The 16,113-nt window shown below is 70.6% G+C and carries 15 protein-coding genes and 1 tRNA gene; 11 read left to right on the forward strand and 5 right to left on the reverse strand.

From position 1 onward, the window contains the following. Positions 1-143: 143 nt before the first annotated feature. The 3 genes from CA983_RS26875 to CA983_RS49655 all read right to left on the reverse strand — a co-directional run bounded on the left by CA983_RS26875 (position 144) and on the right by CA983_RS49655 (position 1,215). Positions 144-506, reverse strand: coding sequence for a hypothetical protein (locus CA983_RS26875; protein WP_086603423.1), 363 nt, complete (start codon positions 504-506; stop codon positions 144-146). 96 nt (positions 507-602) lie between these two features. Then, the gene (locus CA983_RS26880) at positions 603-944 is read right to left on the reverse strand and encodes a hypothetical protein (protein ID WP_086603424.1); all 342 of its coding nucleotides are present in this window, start codon (positions 942-944) and stop codon (positions 603-605) included. Beyond that, on the reverse strand, positions 838-1,215 hold the full coding sequence (locus CA983_RS49655) for a helix-turn-helix domain-containing protein (RefSeq protein WP_086603425.1): 378 nt from the start codon (positions 1,213-1,215) through the stop codon (positions 838-840). Before CA983_RS49655 ends, CA983_RS26880 begins: the two co-directional genes overlap by 107 nt. 152 nt (positions 1,216-1,367) lie before the next feature. Between CA983_RS49655 and CA983_RS26890 the strand changes: the two genes are divergently transcribed. Both CA983_RS26890 and CA983_RS26895 read left to right on the forward strand, forming a co-directional pair. Beyond that, a complete protein-coding gene (locus CA983_RS26890; protein WP_244207119.1) occupies positions 1,368-1,853 on the forward strand; it encodes a hypothetical protein in 486 nt (161 codons plus the stop codon). Between the two features lie 199 nt (positions 1,854-2,052). Continuing rightward, complete coding sequence (locus CA983_RS26895) at positions 2,053-2,232, forward strand: hypothetical protein (RefSeq protein ID WP_086603427.1); 180 nt, start codon at positions 2,053-2,055, stop codon at positions 2,230-2,232. Between the two features lie 81 nt (positions 2,233-2,313). Here CA983_RS26895 and CA983_RS26900 read toward each other — a convergent pair whose 3' ends face one another. Then, positions 2,314-3,270 (reverse strand): tyrosine-type recombinase/integrase, encoded by a 957-nt coding sequence (locus tag CA983_RS26900; RefSeq protein ID WP_244207120.1) that lies wholly within the window; start codon positions 3,268-3,270, stop codon positions 2,314-2,316. Positions 3,271-3,383: 113 nt separating this feature from the next. After that, positions 3,384-3,456: transfer RNA gene (locus CA983_RS26905), tRNA-Arg, on the reverse strand. A gap of 320 nt (positions 3,457-3,776) precedes the next feature. Between CA983_RS26905 and CA983_RS26910 the strand changes: the two genes are divergently transcribed. The 9 genes from CA983_RS26910 to CA983_RS26950 all read left to right on the forward strand — a co-directional run. Next, positions 3,777-5,384, forward strand: a complete 1,608-nt coding sequence (locus tag CA983_RS26910; RefSeq protein WP_086603428.1) for a dynamin family protein — start codon at positions 3,777-3,779, stop codon at positions 5,382-5,384. A gap of 3 nt (positions 5,385-5,387) precedes the next feature. After that, a complete protein-coding gene (locus tag CA983_RS26915; RefSeq protein WP_086603429.1) occupies positions 5,388-7,403 on the forward strand; it encodes a YfjP family GTPase in 2,016 nt (671 codons plus the stop codon). Positions 7,404-7,727: 324 nt separating this feature from the next. Next, complete coding sequence (locus CA983_RS26920) at positions 7,728-8,216, forward strand: single-stranded DNA-binding protein (protein WP_086603430.1); 489 nt, start codon at positions 7,728-7,730, stop codon at positions 8,214-8,216. A gap of 279 nt (positions 8,217-8,495) precedes the next feature. After that, positions 8,496-9,905, forward strand: a complete 1,410-nt coding sequence (locus CA983_RS26925) for a Cys-Gln thioester bond-forming surface protein (protein WP_086603431.1) — start codon at positions 8,496-8,498, stop codon at positions 9,903-9,905. A 57-nt stretch (positions 9,906-9,962) separates the two neighbouring features. Beyond that, positions 9,963-10,403: a GNAT family N-acetyltransferase gene (locus tag CA983_RS26930; RefSeq protein ID WP_086603432.1), complete on the forward strand. Its 441-nt coding sequence runs from the start codon at positions 9,963-9,965 to the stop codon at positions 10,401-10,403. Between the two features lie 207 nt (positions 10,404-10,610). Beyond that, a complete protein-coding gene (locus CA983_RS26935) occupies positions 10,611-12,011 on the forward strand; it encodes a hypothetical protein (protein WP_086603433.1) in 1,401 nt (466 codons plus the stop codon). A gap of 44 nt (positions 12,012-12,055) precedes the next feature. Beyond that, positions 12,056-13,093: a glutamate ABC transporter substrate-binding protein gene (locus CA983_RS26940; RefSeq protein ID WP_086603436.1), complete on the forward strand. Its 1,038-nt coding sequence runs from the start codon at positions 12,056-12,058 to the stop codon at positions 13,091-13,093. Positions 13,094-13,141: 48 nt separating this feature from the next. Then, complete coding sequence (locus CA983_RS26945) at positions 13,142-14,476, forward strand: coiled-coil domain-containing protein (protein ID WP_086603434.1); 1,335 nt, start codon at positions 13,142-13,144, stop codon at positions 14,474-14,476. A 134-nt stretch (positions 14,477-14,610) separates the two neighbouring features. Further along, on the forward strand, positions 14,611-16,113 hold a 1,503-nt coding region (locus CA983_RS26950), incomplete at its 3' end, for a serine/threonine protein kinase (RefSeq protein ID WP_158101892.1).

Raw genomic sequence — 16,113 nt, forward strand, 5'->3', positions numbered from 1 at the left:
CCCCGCAGCCGACTTGATCGACGAAGCGATGAGCCAGGCCGCGGCAGCGGCCGCGACGTCGACGGGAGGGTCGGCCGCTGCCGCGGCCTGGCTCATCGCTTCGTCGATCAAGTCGGCTGCGGGGAGCACGTTCGGGTTTGTGGTCACCGGGCACCCCCGGGGCGCAGCTCGGCGAGGACGTCGACGCCCTCGGCGACCGCGGCGTGCACGCGGACGGGGACCGTCGATCCGTCGCCGCGTACAGGGGTCGTGGTGCGCAGCGTCCACAGCGTGACGCCGTCCTCGCGGCTGCCGCCGGTCTGGACGAGCTCGCCGCCGAGCGCGTACATCCAGCGCGCGAGGTCACGGGAGTCGATCACGGTGACGTGCACGACGTCGGGTCGCGGCGTGAGGGTCGCCGCAGGGAGGTTGAGGTAATCGAGCATCGCGCACACCGCGAGCTCGTTGCCGGCCGACCGGTCGAAGTCGGTGAGCTCGTGCGGGCGTTCGGTAGGCTGAGCGCTCAAGGCGATCGCCTCACTTCCTGCTCTGGTTGGTGGGGTGCGAGCCGACAGGGGTCGATCCGGATGCCGGTCCGGGCCGGCCCCGACTCGCGTCGGGGATCAGGCAGCGGCGTTGCCGCGGTCGGCGTCGTATTCCTCGACCGCGGCGCGCGCGGCGGCCGTGCGCTTCGAGCGCCGCGTCTGTGCCGCGATCCGACGAGATGCCGCCGACCGAAGCGCGAGCTCGGTGAAGTGCGCCTTACGCATCGACCCGGCGATCTCCTCGATCTGCTTCTCGGTCGCGTCGGGGTGCTGCTCGCGAGCCATGTCGAGGAAGCGCGTCCAGTGCGACGCCTTACGCGCGGCGGCGGTACGGCCGGACCGATCCGTCGTGTTCGCCCAGCTCTTGTGCGCCGCGATCCGCATCCGCAGCGACCGCTCGTTCGTGTCCATGGCAGGCATGGCGGGTTCCTCCTGTGTTGTCCGTGCCCATGGGCGTGGGCAGTGGCTCAAAAAAGAGAGCGCCCCTGTGGACGCCGAGCACCCTGCATATGTCGTCGGCCTTTTCACGGGTGACTGTGGGGCGTTCGCCCGACAGCAGCATCCCGACTTTCGACTTCGACAACCCGACTCGCTCGCCGAGCTCTTCGATCGTGACCGACCCGCCCGGCGCCCGTTGCATCAGTGTTCGGAGCGTTTCGCCGTCGTGCAGATGCATGCGGGCAGGGGTCATACGAGTGCCTCCGTGTTGCTGCCCACGCTCGTGGGCAGTCCCACTAAAGCACACCGCTTGTGCAGTGTCCACGTGCGTGGGCAGGGGAGGAATTCGGCAATTTTCGACAGGAGTCGCCGTCAGCGCCCCGCAACTGCCCGCGATCGTGGACAATGAACGGCAAGCGCAAAAGGGTTGCACGCGATGACCTGGTATTTTCACCTCTCGACCCGACGGGCGGTGTGGAAACGAGTAAATCGGAGAGAGGCGGAACCATGCTGGAGCAGCGCGACGCACTCACCGAGCTCGTTAAGTCGCAGGTCGGCGAAGGGAAGCGCTGGAGCACGCGCGAGTTTGCCGCGCGAGCGGAAGACCCGGAAACGGGGTACGCGCCCGGTAAGAGCCTGATCGCGAAGATCATCAACGATCAGGGGTACAACATCACGGCGCAGCTCGTCTCTGCGCTCGCGGCGGGTCTCGGGCTGCCGCGCCCGGTCGTCGGTGCCGCAGCGCACCTACAGCTCATCGGCTACACCGAGGAAGAGCTCACCGAGGGTGCCCCGGCGACGCTGATCCGGACGCTCGACGCCGGCGGCGACACCCCGAAGGCTCGCGCCGTCGCCGAGCGCTGGCAGGCTGAGGCTCAGACCGAGGCATAGACAGCGTTTTCGGCGGCTGTTCTGTCACACAGGCTCACCCGTTCGGGTGAACGCCTTGCGTGACCCAAAGTTACAGGTGTGAACCCTGCGCATCCGGTGCATTCGGACGTACAGTGATCTGGCCTCGCGCGGTTCGAACGCTTGTGCGATCCTGGCATGCCCAGGTTAGCCGGGCGGGATAGGGGGTCAGGTGACAGAGGTGCGCGTCGAAGAGGTCGAGCTCGACGACGATACGCCGATGATGTACAGAGACTTCGGGGCGTACGTACGACTCGCCCATGACCCCGGCCAAATGGACGAAGCCGCGGCGCTCGCGCTGCTATGCGTGCGAGTGCCGCGGCTGATCGGTGCGCTCGAGGTATCACGCCCCGAACCTTGAGCTCGAGCCGCCACTGCAACGCCCCGAACGACCGGCAAGCGCCGACGCCGGTCGCCGGGGCGCAGTCATCTTCGAACGCGGTCACATGAGCCGGTCGAGCGGGCTGTGCCGCTGGTGCGCCTTCCTCGCTCGCTCCGCCCCGGCCGACTTGCCGTATCTGGCGACCATCGCCGGCGACGTCCATCCGGTGATGCGCATCAGGTCGTCGTCGTTGCCCCCGTCGAGCTTCCAGTGATGGGCGAACGTGTGCCTGAACTGGTGCGGGTGGTACGGAGGAATGCCGGCCTCCTTGCAGCGCTTCTTGAGCATCTGCCCCACGCCCCAGATGGTGAAGCGGTGGTACACGTGTCGCCGGTCGGCGCCCCACCACAGCCACATGTCGTCTGTGAGGGGCTTGCCCTTGTGCTTCGCCGCGGCCCGCAGGTACCGGTCGAGCGCCTGAGCCGTCGTCCGGCCGAACGGGACGGTACGCCATTTTGACCCCTTCCCCAACACGCGAAGCACGTTGAGGTCGAGGTCGAGGTCGCCGACCTTGCGGTCGGTGCACTCCGACAGTCGCACGCCCGTGTCGGCGAACACCATCAGCATTGCTGCGTCGCGGCGTTCGGCGTATCCCTTGCCCTTGACGGTCTGGAAGAGCTTCTTGAGGTGAGCGTCGGGGATCACTGGCACCTCGACGTCGGGCTTGCTCGGTGGCTTCATGCTGCGCATGGGGTGACGATCAAGCTCTTCCTCCTCAACTAGCCAGTTGAACATGGTTTTCAAGGCGCGGTAATGAATGTTGGCGTTGCTCGCGCTCGTGCGATGCGTCGTCGTCATGAGGTACGCCTCGATGTGCTCGCGGTGGATCTCGTCGAGCTCTTCGGGCGCAGACTTCGCGTCCTGGTCGGCGGGTTCGTACTCCTCGAGTAGGAAGTCGCGAAGCCCGTCCGCGGCGGTTGAGTAGATCCTGACGGTGTTGTCCGAACGGTTGCGTGCGCGCAGGGAGCGCTTCCAGCTAGCCACCATCGGACCGAGGTCGTAGCGCTCGGATGCCATGCCCTGATGGTCGCGCCCATGGGCGTGGGCAGTCAAGGCGCTTGCTGTCAGAGCGATGTGCTTTGGGCCAGCAAAAAAGATGACCAGCGTTTCCGCTGGTCAGAGGGGATGTGCGCCCCCGGCAGGACTCGAACCTGCGGCCAAGCGCTTAGAAGGCGCCTGCTCTATCCACTGAGCTACGGGGGCCGGTGTGGTGGCCTCTGTCGTGGTGCCCTGGTGTGGGCCGATCCGTGACGTTGCCGGGGACAAGGATAGGGCTCCCGCGTCCTTGTCCCTGTTGCTTCGCCTCCGTGGCTCGATGTGGAGGTTCGGTGAAGCGGTCCTGATAATCGCAGGCAGGTACGAATCGTGCACCGCTTTTGGCGCCAGAGGCATCGGGTGTTGTGCACTCGTTATGCCTGGAGTCGCCCAGTGTCCCAGTAGTCCCTTCCGTCCCTTGTGTTCTATCGGCGCGCAGACATGCTCATATGCTTCAGAATTCCCCTAAAATTGGGCATTCTTCGCATGTGGTGACCTTGGACGTACGGCCTCAGCTGCTCAACGCACTCTCCGCCCTGCGCGACCGTGTCGCCGCCGCACGCTTTCCGCTGCCCCTGGCGGGGGCCGCACGCGCGCGTGCCAGCCGCGACGAACTGCTCGCCCAGCTCGACGACTATTTGGTGCCCCGGCTGAGAGACCCCGAAGCGCCACTTCTGGCCGTCGTGGGGGGCTCTACCGGAGCCGGGAAGTCCACGCTGGTGAACTCCCTCGTGGGACGGCGGGTCAGTGAGGCCGGAGTACTGCGGCCGACGACACGGACGCCCGTGCTGGTCTGCCATCCGGAGGACCATCACTGGTTCAGCGGGATGCGCGTGCTGCCCGATCTCACCCGCGTGTGGGTACCCCAGCAGGACCCCACGGACGATCTGCTGCTCCCGGGCGAGAACCCCGCGCGCGTGATGCGCGTCGAGACCGTCGAGACGCTGCCGCCCGGCCTCGCCCTCCTCGACGCCCCCGACATCGACTCCCTGGTCTCCGACAACCGCGTCCTGGCCGCCGAGCTCATCTGCGCGGCCGACATCTGGATCATGGTCACCACGGCCGCCCGCTACGCCGACGCCGTCCCCTGGCACATGCTGCGCACCGCCAAGGAGTACGACGTCACCCTCGTCACCGTCCTGGACCGCGTGCCCCACCAGGTGGTCGCCGAGGTGTCACGGCAGTACGGGGCCCTGCTCACCAAGGCCGGACTCGGCCAGGTACCGCGGTTCACCGTGCCCGAACTGCCCGAGTCGGCCTGGGGCGGTGGTCTCCTGCCGGCCAGCGCCGTGGCCCAGCTGCGCACCTGGCTGGTCCACCAGGTCCAGGACCCGGCGGCCCGGCAGCAGGTCATGGCCCGCACCGCGCACGGCGTCCTCGACTCCCTCAAGTCCCGGATGCCCGCGCTGGCCGGCGCCGCCGCCGCACAGTACGCCGCCGCGCTGCGGCTCACCGCCTCCGTCGACGGGGCGTACGACAGCGAGCACGCGCGCGTGCGAGGGCGCTTGCAGGCCGGGGCGGTGCTCGCCGGGGACGCCCTCAAGCGGTGGCGCGCCTTCCCTCTGGACTGCACTGCAGGCGAACTCCTCGATGCGCTCGTGGAGAGCCTGAGCACACTGCTGCTGTGCGCCGTCACCGCCGCCGACGAGCGCATCGACGACGCCTGGCGGCGCGAACCCGCGGCGGCCGCACCCGGGCTCGCCGACCGTGAACCCGCCGCGGAGAGCGCCGAGCACCGGATCGGTCTCGCCGTACGGCGGTGGCGGCGGGAGCTCGAGGAGCAGGCCGAGGACGAGGTGCGCGAGCTCGACCGGAACCTCGCGCCCGACCCCGAGCTGGTCGCCGCCCTGGTCGCCACCTCCCTGCTGGGCGGCCGCCGGGGGCGGATGGCCGGGGAGGGGCTCGCCGAGCGGATCGGCGCCCACGGCGCGCTGCGGCTGCGCGACAGGGCCRGACGGCTGCTCACCGAGCACGTCGACCGGGTCCTGCACGCCGAGCGTGAGCGCCGGCTCGCCCCGCTCGACGCCCTCGACGTCCATCCGGAGCCCCAGGCCGAACTCATCGCCGCCCTGTCCGTACTGCAGAAGGAGAGGTGACCGGTGACCGCCGTCACTGACCAGGACCACACCGAGCGCGCCGACCAGCCGGGCGACGCGGACAAGGCGGGAGCCGCCGGGAACCCATCGCCGAACGCACCCGAGAACGCACCCGAGAACGCCCCCGCGAACCCCGCGAACCCCGCGAACCCCGCGAACACCTCCGCGAACAGTTCCCCGAACGCTTCCGGGGGCGAGTGCGCGGATGACGCCCACGCGCGCGTGCCGGACGGCGACCCCTCCTCCCGTACGGACTCCGGTACGGATTCCCGTACGGACCCCCCTGCGGACTCTCGTACGGGCTCCACGGGCTCCACGGACTCCACGGGCGCCTGGGACGACGGGCTCATCGCACGGCGGGTCGACGAGACCACCGGAGCGAACCAGTACGCCGTGATGGACAGTCGTACCGCCGTCCCGCCGACGGTGTCCCCGCTGGTGTACGACGGGCCGCTGCGGTCCCGGCTGGAGGCGTTGCGTGAACTGGTGGGGCTCTCCCGCACCCGGCTCGACAGCCGGACGCTGGCGGAGGCGGGCCGGGTGCTCGACGAGGCGTCCGCGCGGCGCAGGCTCTCCGGGCAGCACACCGTCGTCGCCATCGCGGGCGCCACGGGCAGCGGCAAGTCCCAGCTGTTCAACGCGCTCGCCGGGGTCGCCATCTCGGAGACGGGAGTACGCCGTCCCACCACCGCGGCGCCCATCGCGTGCAGCTGGAGCGACGGGGCCGCGAGCCTCATCGAACGGCTCGGCATCCCGCCCCGGCTGCGCCGGCGTCCGCTGCCGACCGGGGACGGGGACTCCCAGCTGCGCGGACTCGTCCTCATCGACCTGCCCGACCACGACTCCGCGGCCGTACAGCACCGCGAGCACGTGGACCGCATCCTGGCGCTCGTCGACGCGGTCATCTGGGTCGTCGACCCGGAGAAGTACGCCGACGCCGTCCTCCACGAGCGCTATCTGCGGCCGATGGCGGCCCACGCGGAGGTCATGTTCGTCGTCCTCAACCAGATCGACCGGCTGCCAGGGGAGGCCGCCGAGCAGGTCCTGGACGATCTGCGGCGGCTCCTCGACGAGGACGGCATCGCCCTCGGGGAGTACGGCGAAGCGGGTACGACCGTGCTCGCCCTGTCCGGGCTCACCGGGGACGGCGTCGGTGAACTGCGCGAGGCGCTCGGCCAGTTCGTCGCCGAGCGCACGGCGCCGGCCCGCCGTATCTCGGCCGACGTGGACATCGCGGCGGCCCGGCTGTGGCCCGTCTACGCCACGCAGCGACGGACCGGGCTCAGCGAACAGGCCCGGGAGGAGTTCGCGGACCGGCTCGCGGACGCCGTGGGCGCCACGGCGGCGGGCGAGGCCGCCGAACGCGCGTGGCTGCGCAACGCCAACCGCGCGTGCGGCACGCCCTGGCTGCGGTTGTGGCGCTGGTACCAGGACCGCGGCGAGCCCACCACGGGGCGGCTCCCCTCGCGCACGCAGGCCGACGAGGAGGCCACCGCCCGGCAGCGGGTCGAGCACGCGGTACGGACGGTGGCGGACCGGGCCTCGGCCGGTCTGCCCGCACCCTGGGCGCAGGCGGTGCGCGAGGCGGCCGTCCGCGGCTCCCAGGGGCTGCCCGAGGCGCTGGACGAGCTGAGCGTGCGCGCGGGAGTGCCGACGGGGCGGCCGCCGCGGCCGGGGTGGTGGCCGATGGCCGTACTGTCCCAGGCGTCCATGACCATCCTTCAGTTCCTGGGCGGGCTGTGGCTGCTGGGCCAGATCGTCGGGGTCATGTCGCCGAACCTGGGCGTGCCGGTGCTGTTGATGGTGATCGGCATCGTCGGCGGGCCGCTCATCGAGTGGGGCTGCCGGATGGCGGCGCGGGGGCCGGCCCGGCGCTACGGCCTGGAGGCGGAACGCCGGTTGCGTGACGCGGCGGCCGGGTGCGGGAGGGCCCGGGTGCTGGATCCGGTGGCGGCGGAGCTGCTGCGGTACCGGGAGGTCCGGGAGCAGTACGCGAGGGTGGTGGGGGCGGGGAGCTGACGCCGGGCCGGGACGGTGACTCAGGGGGAGGCCTGGCGGTTGTGACGGGCCGCAGACGTCACTCGGCGTCACTCACCACCCCCATCACTCGCCACTTGGCGTCACTCACCACCCCCCATCACTCGCCACTTGGCGGAACGCACCACTCGGCGTCACACCACTCGGCGTCACCCGTCCGGGTGGCGGCGTTGTCCACAGGCGGGTGGTGATCCACAGCGCCCAGCGGGCTCGGCCCGGCGGCGGCAGTCTGGCGGACACAGCCGTACGGGACGGGCCCGTACGCGTCGGCCCGGTGTCGCAGTCCGGGTGAGGGAGGGGTTCGCGATGAACGAGACGATGGTCTGCGCGGTCGGCAGGGTGGCGACGCAGCCGGTGTACCGGGAGATGGCGTCCGGCCCGTCGGCGAGGTTCCGGATGGCCGTGACCGCGCGCTACTGGGACCGCGAGAAGAACATGTGGACGGACGGGCACACCAACTTCTTCACGGTGTGGGCCAACCGGCAGCTCGCCACGAACACGGCGGCGTCGCTGACGGTGGGCGAGCCCGTGATCGTCCAGGGCAGGCTGAAGGTGCGGACCGATATGCGCGAGGGGCAGAGCTGGACCTCGGCGGACATCGACGCGGTCGCGATCGGCCACGACCTGGCCTGGGGCACCTCGGCGTTCCGCCGCGCGGGCAAGCCGGAGACGGCGTCCGCGCCGACGCAGCCGGAGCCCAACTGGGAGACACCGCCAGGGGGTTCGCCGGATCGGGTCCCGGATCCTACGGACGCGACCGCCCAACGGCCTCCGGGCGCCGCCGTATTGGCGTGAGGTCAATCACCCGACCGCCTGCCCGAACTGCGGCTTATCGGCGAGTGCGCACCGAAAAATCGGCGGTGGACTTGTCGATAAGCCCTGCTCACAAGGGGTCTTGGCGATAACGATTCCGAGTCGGATCACTCGTCCGACCGTCTCACCGGCGAGCGGCGTCCGCCGCGTACCTAGGATGCCGGGCATGGCTCTCGGGGCTCTTGCGGCCTGCGAGGCTTCTGATTCTGCTGGTGGGACCGTACCCCCCACATCGACGGGTCCTGCTCGAAGGGGAATTTGGTGTTTGCTTCGTTCTCTGCGGTGTTCGCACGCAGGCGAGGGGCTGCCCGCCTCGGTGCCGCGACGCTGGTGTCCGGGCTGGTCGCCGCGGGCGGCCTGGCCGGCGCCGGCCAGGCGGCCGCCGAGGAGACCACGCCGAGTCAGGGCGGAGCGACCGCGACGATAGCCGGGCTCAAGACGTACGGCACCGCGGTGATACACGGCGGCACCGGGGACCAGCAGGTGTCGGCGGGCCTGTTCGAGATGTCCGTCGAGGGCGGCGGCATGCTCCAGACGTACTGCGTCGACCTGCACAACCCGACGCAGCGGGACGCCAAGTACCACGAGACGCCCTGGAGCGGCACGTCCCTGGGCGCCAACAAGGACGCCGGCCGGATCCGCTGGATCCTTCAGAACTCCTACCCGCAGGTGAACGACCTCGCGGCGCTGGCACGGAAGGCGGGCGTCCGCGGTGCGCTGACCGAGCAGGACGCGGCGGCCGGCACGCAGGTGGCGATCTGGCGTTACTCGGACGACGTGGCCGTCGACGCCCTCGACCCGCAGGCCGAGCAGCTCGCGGACTACCTGGGGAAGAACGCCCGGAACCGGCCCGAGCCCCGGGCCTCGCTGACCCTCGACCCGCCGGCGGTCTCCGGCCGGCCGGGGGAGCGGCTGGGTCCGGTGACGGTGCGCACCGACGCCCGCAGTGTGACGGTGAGCCCGCCCGTGGACGCCGCCACGAGCGGGGTCCGGATCGTCGACAGGCAGGGCAAGGCCGTCACCTCCACGTCCGACGGCGGACAGGTGTTCTTCGAGGTGCCCAAGGACGCGGCGGCCGGCACGGCGGAGCTGACCGTGCAGGCCTCGACCACCGTGCCGGTCGGCCGTGCCTTCGCCTCCGAGAGCCGGAGCCAGACGCAGATCCTGGCCGGTTCCAGCGAGTCGACGGTGTCGGCGACGGCCGGGGCGACCTGGGCGAAGGAGGGCCCGATCCCGGCACTGACGGCGGCGAAGAACTGCGCCGAGGGGGGTGTGGACATCATCGCGTCCAACAAGGGCGACGAGCCCTTCACCTTCGAACTCGCCGGACTCGAGCACACCATCGCCGCGGGTGAGTCCCGAACGGTGACGGTCCCGCTCCAGGAGGACCAGGCCTACGACTTCACGATCCACGGCCCGGGCGGCTTCACCCAGCGCTTCACCGGCATGCTGGACTGCCTGATCCAGGGCAGCGAGACGGGCACGGCGACACAGACCCTCAGCGAACCGAGCCCGGCCTCCGTGGGTGGCACGGCCACGGACACCAACCTCGCCGAAACCGGCAGCTCCGGAGTCACTCCTCTCATCGTCGGCATCGCCATAGCCCTGGTCCTGATCGGCGGAACGACCCTGATCGTGCTCCGCCGCGGGGAGACACCGTCAGGGGAGTGACGGTCAGGCTCCGCTGAAGGCCACTGCCCGGGCAGGCCCTCGCTCTACGCTCAGCCCATGAAGATCACGACACGGGCGGCAGCCGAGGCGGATCTGGCGGCGCTGCTGGGCCTCTACGGCGAACTGAACCCGGACGACGCGCCGTTGTCCCAGGCGGCCGCGGAAGCCGTCTGGGCGGACATATCCGGGCAGCAGGGGCGGACCGTCCTGGTCGCCGAGGCCGACGGTGTCGTGGCCGGGACGGTGGACTGCGTCGTGATGCCGAACCTCACCCGTGGCGGCCGGGCCATCCTGTTCGTGGAGAACGTGGTGGTGGCCGGACGCTTCCAGCGGCGGGGCGTCGGGCGTCGGCTGATGGAGGCGGCCGTGCGGCTGGGGGAGTCGGCCGGCTGTTACAAGGTGCAGTTGCTGGCGGCGGACGACGAGTACGTCCACCGCTTCTACGAAGCGTGCGGCTTCAAAGCGCTGGCGCAAGGGTTTCGCCGCTATGTGGAGTAGCTGTGCGCATTCCCGGCGGAACCGAACCGATTCCTCTGACGTGTTTCTGGGCAAGGGGTGGTGCCTCGCGTTGTGATCAGATCAAGATCGAGGCAAGGCCGGTGCGGATGTCAGTGCCGGAAGGGATACTTGCGGCGACGGATGACCATGGGGGAGGTCACAGTGACACACCTGCCGACGAGCGGCACACCACCAACGGGGCCGGGCATGTCCACGCTCCCGGCCGTGCCGGCCCAACCGGCACCACCCGCACCACCGGCCCGAGCCCCCCACGGCCCAACTGAACCTCAGCCCCGCCGTACCGCCTTCGCCGAGGGGCTGGACCGACTCAGGGCCGCCGCCACCACAGAGCCCGGCCGCCTCCGCGTCATCGGCGCCCTGCTCGCGCTCCTCGTCGTCGCCTTCGGCGCCGTCACCGCCTGGCAGATGACCGACCGCGCGGCCGCCGCCGACGACGTCCTCACCAGCAGCCAGCCCCTCAGTTCGGACGCGGCCGACATCTACCGCTCCCTCGCGGACGCCAACACCGCCGCCTCCAGCGGCTTCCTCGCCGGCGGCCAGGAGACGGCCGCCTCCCGCGACCGCTACGAGAAGGACATCCGCACGGCCGCGGAGAAACTCGTCAACGCCGCCGCCAACTCGGACCCGGACTCCCCGTCCGCGGCGACCATCGCGAAACTCAACAGACTCCTCCCGGAGTACAAGGGCCTGGTCGAACGCGCCCGCACCTACAACCGCCAGGGCTTCCCGGTCGGCGGCGCCTACCTCCGCTACGCCAACGAGAAGATGCAGCAGGAGATGCTCCCGGCGGCGGAGGACCTGTACAAGAAGGAGAACCAGCGCCTGCGCGCGGACTACGCGGACGCCACGCCCTACCCCTGGGCCGCCATCGCCCTCGGCATCGCCGCCCTGGCCGCCCTCGCCTGGGCCCAGCACCGCAACTACCAGCGCACCAACCGCGTCCTCAACCACGGCCTGGTCGCCGCCACGGCCACCGCGACCGTGGTCCTTCTCTGGCTGGTCGTCGGCCACAGCGTCGCCCGCGCGGGCCTGAACGACTCCTACGACCACGGCGTCCGCTCCCTGAACGTGCTGCACGACGCCCGTATCGCCTCCCTCAGGGCCAGGGGCAACGAGAACCTGACCCTGGTGGCCCGCGGCGCCGAGACGAAGAAGGTCGGCAAAGAGACCTACGACGCCTACGACTACGACTTCCGCACGGACATGAGCGCCCTGGGCAAGTACCTGGCGGCCGCCGGCGAGCTCGCCGACGACGCATCGGGCGAAAGCCCCGTCACCGCCGCCGTCGGCAACATGACGGAGTGGAAGAAGCGCCACACCGCGGCCCGCGACGAGGACGAGAAGGGCAACTACCAGCAGGCGCTGGACAAGGTCATCGGCACCGGGAAGACGACCGGCGAGTGCTTCGACAGCGTCGACGAGAACCTGCGCACGGCACTCGCGCACGAGGAGACCGAGTTCAAGCGTGCGGCCGGTGACGGCCGGGACGCCCTGACGGGCCTGTCGGCAGGCGCGGCCGTCCTCGCGGTGCTCGGTGCCGCGGGCGCGGTGCTGGGCATCGGCCGCAGGCTGTCGGAGTACCGATGAACGAGACACGGGTGAACGGGACACGGGTGAAAGGGGGCGCGACCATGCGAGCACGACGTCTGCGGGCCAGTCTGAAGGGCTGGGGAGGGGTGGCCGCGATGGCGGTCGTCTGCGCCCTGGTGGCCGTCTTCGCACTGTGCGTCCCGCTGTCCGGGCCGAGGACCGTGGACGGCCAGGCCGTCGCCCAGTCGGCCCGGGTCAAGGCCGAGAAGGCCGCAGAGGACTGCAAAGACCCCGAGAAGCAGACCCTGTCGCCCTCCTCCGCCGACGGCGACACCATCCAGGCGATCAAGAACCGCCAGGGCGACAAGCGCAAGCTGATCGTCGGCGTCGACCAGAACAGCTACCGCTGGGGCTACCGCAACCCCAACAGCGGCAAGACCGCGGAGCTCGAGGGCTTCGACATCGACCTGGTCCACCGCATCGCCGAGGACATACTCGGCGACCCGAAGGCGGTCCAGTTCAAGGCGATCCCCACCAACCAGCGCATCCCGGCGATTCAGGACGACCTCGTGGACATGGTCGTCCGCACGATGACGATCAACTGCGAGCGCATCGACGACGTCGCCTTCTCCGCGCCGTACTTCAAGACGGGACAGCAGGTCCTGGCCCCCAAGTCCTCACCCATCAAGGGCTACGACGACACGCTCGCCGGGAAGCGGATCTGCACGGCGACGGGCTCCACGGCGTACTCCACGCTGAAAGCGGACCAGCAGGACGGCAAACTCCCCGCCACCACCGACATCTCCAAGACCGTCCCGAACCAACTCGACTGCCTGGTCAGGCTCCAGCTCGGCGAGGCCGACGCGGTGGTCACCGACGGCGCGCTCGCCGCGAGCCAGGCGGCACAGGATCCGACGGTCGAGCTCAAGGGTGACGCCTTCACTGCCGAGTACTACGGCGTGGCGATGAAGAAGGACGCCGACGATCTGGTACGCCGGGTCAACCAGATCCTGGTCGACTACCGCAAGGACACCGCGACCGGCTGGCAGGCGTCGTACGACAAATGGCTGTCGGCGACACTGGGCAAGGTTTCGGAGAAGTCGGAACCACCGGCACCGCAGTACCTGCGCACGACCTGACAACCGCACCGACCCCCCAACCGGCACAACCGCAGCGAGAGGTGATCGATGGGCGTCACGGGATCCACCGGGCCGGTGATGGACCGGGACGAGGTGGACCGTGCGCTGGCGCGGCTCGGCGCGGAGCACGAGGCGATCGAGACCTCGCTCCTCGCCCTCCAGGACCACGCGGGCCGCAGACTCCTGGAGGGCGCCGAACTCACCGGCGTCACCCAGGAGCGATGGACGTCCACAGAGGCGTCGATCACGCTGCTGTGGACGTACTTCGACGCGTACACGGACGCCTTGCGCACCGCCCGGGACATCCGCGCCCGGCGCCGCTGGTCCAGTCGCGAGGACCTGGTGGAGCTGACGGAGCTGCTGAACGGCGAGTCGGTCACGGTCGCGGGCAGCGCCACCGCGACGGCCAACGCCCCGACCCTGCACGGCACGGGGAACAAACTCAGCGAACGCTACTCGCTCGCCACCCTCGTCGACCGGATGAACGAGCTGTACGCGACGAGCCTGGACATGGTCGTCGCGGCCGACGCGGTCTGGTCGGCGCTGCCCGCCCGGATCGATCTGCTGGCGGCCGAACTCCAGCGCACCCGCCGGCTCGCGCACTCGGTCGGGGTGCGCCGCGGCGAGCACCCGGCGGGTGACGATCTGGAGCGCATCACCCGCACGCTCACGAAGCTGCGCGAGGAGGTGGTGTCGGACCCGCTGGCGTTCTGGGTGGCCGCCGAGGGCAGTTCGGCCCCGGGCGGCGGCAGGCCGGACACGACGGTGTACGACCGTGAGGCGCGCGCCCTGGAGGACGTACGCCGGGAGATCGACGCGGTCCTGACCGTACGGCAGGACGCCGAGAAGCGGATCGTCAGACTGCGGGACGTCCTCAGCCGCGCGGACCGTACGCTCGCCGAGGCCCGCACCGCCCGCGGTGAGGTCCTCGCGAAGATCGCGGCGACGGAGGTGCCGGTCGTCAGCGGACCGCCGACCGCGTTGCAGGAGCAGCTGGCGGTGGCCGCGGAGTACCGCAGACAGGCACAGTGGCACCGCCTGTCCCCGCTTCTGGAGTCGCTGGAGGAGAAGGCGGAGGACGAACTGCTGCGCGCCCGCGAGTCGTTGACCGCGGTCACCGCACCCCTGGCGGTCCGCGCCGAACTGCGCGGCCGGCTCGACGCGTACAAGGCGAAGGTCGCCCGGCACGGCTTCGCCGAGGACACGCTGCTCGTCGAGCGGTACGAGAAGGCCCGCCGCATGCTGTGGAGCGCCCCCTGCGATCTGCGCGCCGCCGAACAGGCCGTGCTGCGCTACCAGCAGGCCGCCGTGGAACTGCTCGGCGGCCCGCGGGTGCCGGACCAGGGCGTGCCGGAGGACGACCGGAGGGGGCCGGGCGCATGAGCGACAAGGGGGAGTCCGTGAGTCAGGCACCGAACGAACCACCGAACGAACCGCCGAGCCGGTCACCGGGCGAAACGCGGGGTGAGCCGCAGCGCACCTGCCAACGCCCCGCCTGCGGCGGCACCTACGAAGACGTGGGCGGCGGCGAACTGTACTGCGACACCTGCGGCCTGGCCCCGGTCGTCGCGTCGAACGGCATGGTCGGGTCACCCCCGACCGGCATCACCGCCGGCGGCAAGGGCGGCTCCCGCGGCTCGGGGGGCAGCGGCAGCTCCCGTTCCAGCAGCCGCAGTTCCCGTACGTCGTCCCAGTCGTCGAAGTCCCGCCGCTCGGTGTCGGGACGCCTCTCGCGCTCCCTGTCGGGCAAGGCGACGGGCCGCTCGGTGTCGGTGCGCAGCTCCGGCTCCGCCGCCGGTTCCTCGTCCCGGGGCCGGCTGGGCGCCGGACTGGTCCAGGTCCCGCCGATCCCGCGGCCCGACCCGCGCGAAATGGTCCTGGACAACCCCGAAGTGCCCGAGCGGAAGCGGTTCTGCTCGCGCTCGGACTGCGGCGCCCAGGTGGGCCGCGCGCGCGGCGACCGTCCGGGCCGTACGGAGGGTTTCTGCACCAAGTGCGGCCATCCGTACTCCTTCGTGCCGAAGCTGAAGGCCGGGGACGTCGTGCACGGCCAGTACGAGGTCGTGGGCTGCCTCGCGCACGGCGGTCTGGGCTGGATCTACCTGGCCGTCGACCGGGCGGTCTCCGACCGCTGGGTGGTCCTCAAGGGTCTGCTGGACACCGGCGACCAGGACGCGATGGCCGCGGCGATCTCCGAGCGGCGCTTCCTGGCGGAGATCGAGCACGCCAACATCGTGCGGATCTACAACTTCGTCGAGCATCTGGACCAGCGCACGGGCTCTCTCGACGGCTACATCGTCATGGAGTACGTCGGCGGGAAGTCGCTGAAGGAGATCGCCAACTCCCGCCGCACCCCGCAGGGCAGGCGCGACCCGCTACCGGTGGAACAGGCCTGCGCGTACGGGCTGGAGGCACTGGAGGCGCTCGGCCATCTGCACAGCCGCAACCTGCTGTACTGCGACTTCAAGGTCGACAACGCCATCCAGACCGAGGACCAGCTCAAGCTGATCGACATGGGCGCGGTCCGCAGGATGGACGACGAGGAGTCGGCCATCTACGGCACGGTCGGCTACCAGGCGCCGGAGGTCGCCGAGGCCGGCCCGTCCGTGGCGAGCGACCTCTACACCGTCGCCCGCACCCTCGCCGTTCTGACCTTCGACTTCCAGGGCTACACGAACGTCTACGTCGACTCCCTGCCCGACCCGGACAACATCGAGGTCTTCCGGCAGTACGAGTCGTTCTACCGCCTTCTGGTCCGCGCCACGGACCCCGACCCGGCCCGCCGGTTCGCCTCCGCGCAGGAGATGACCGAGCAGCTGACGGGCGTCCTGCGGGAGGTCGTCTCCCTCCAGACGGGCCGCGCCCGGCCCGCCCTGTCCACGCTGTTCGGGCCCGAGCTGCGGGTCACGGACACGGAGTTGTTCCCGAAGCTGGACGGTGAGGTGTCGCGGCTCGGGGCGAGGGTGGTGCGGAAACGGCGCCACTCCCCAACGGCGGCGGCGCTGCCCGCTGTCCCCTCC

Source organism: Streptomyces swartbergensis (assembly GCF_002148965.1).
Lineage (GTDB): Bacteria > Actinomycetota > Actinomycetes > Streptomycetales > Streptomycetaceae > Streptomyces > Streptomyces swartbergensis.

Excerpts from the sequence above, each read along its gene's own strand:
- CA983_RS26880 (WP_086603424.1), bottom strand. The coding sequence starts at position 944 with ATGCCTGCCATGGACACGAACGAGCGGTCGCTGCGGATGCGGATCGCG.
- CA983_RS49655 (WP_086603425.1), bottom strand. The coding sequence starts at position 1,215 with ATGACCCCTGCCCGCATGCATCTGCACGACGGCGAAACGCTCCGAACA.
- CA983_RS26890 (WP_244207119.1), top strand. The coding sequence starts at position 1,368 with ATGAACGGCAAGCGCAAAAGGGTTGCACGCGATGACCTGGTATTTTCA.
- CA983_RS26900 (WP_244207120.1), bottom strand. The coding sequence starts at position 3,270 with ATGGCATCCGAGCGCTACGACCTCGGTCCGATGGTGGCTAGCTGGAAG.
- CA983_RS26920 (WP_086603430.1), top strand. The coding sequence starts at position 7,728 with ATGAACGAGACGATGGTCTGCGCGGTCGGCAGGGTGGCGACGCAGCCG.
- CA983_RS26930 (WP_086603432.1), top strand. The coding sequence starts at position 9,963 with ATGAAGATCACGACACGGGCGGCAGCCGAGGCGGATCTGGCGGCGCTG.
- CA983_RS26935 (WP_086603433.1), top strand. The coding sequence starts at position 10,611 with ATGTCCACGCTCCCGGCCGTGCCGGCCCAACCGGCACCACCCGCACCA.
- CA983_RS26940 (WP_086603436.1), top strand. The coding sequence starts at position 12,056 with ATGCGAGCACGACGTCTGCGGGCCAGTCTGAAGGGCTGGGGAGGGGTG.
- CA983_RS26945 (WP_086603434.1), top strand. The coding sequence starts at position 13,142 with ATGGGCGTCACGGGATCCACCGGGCCGGTGATGGACCGGGACGAGGTG.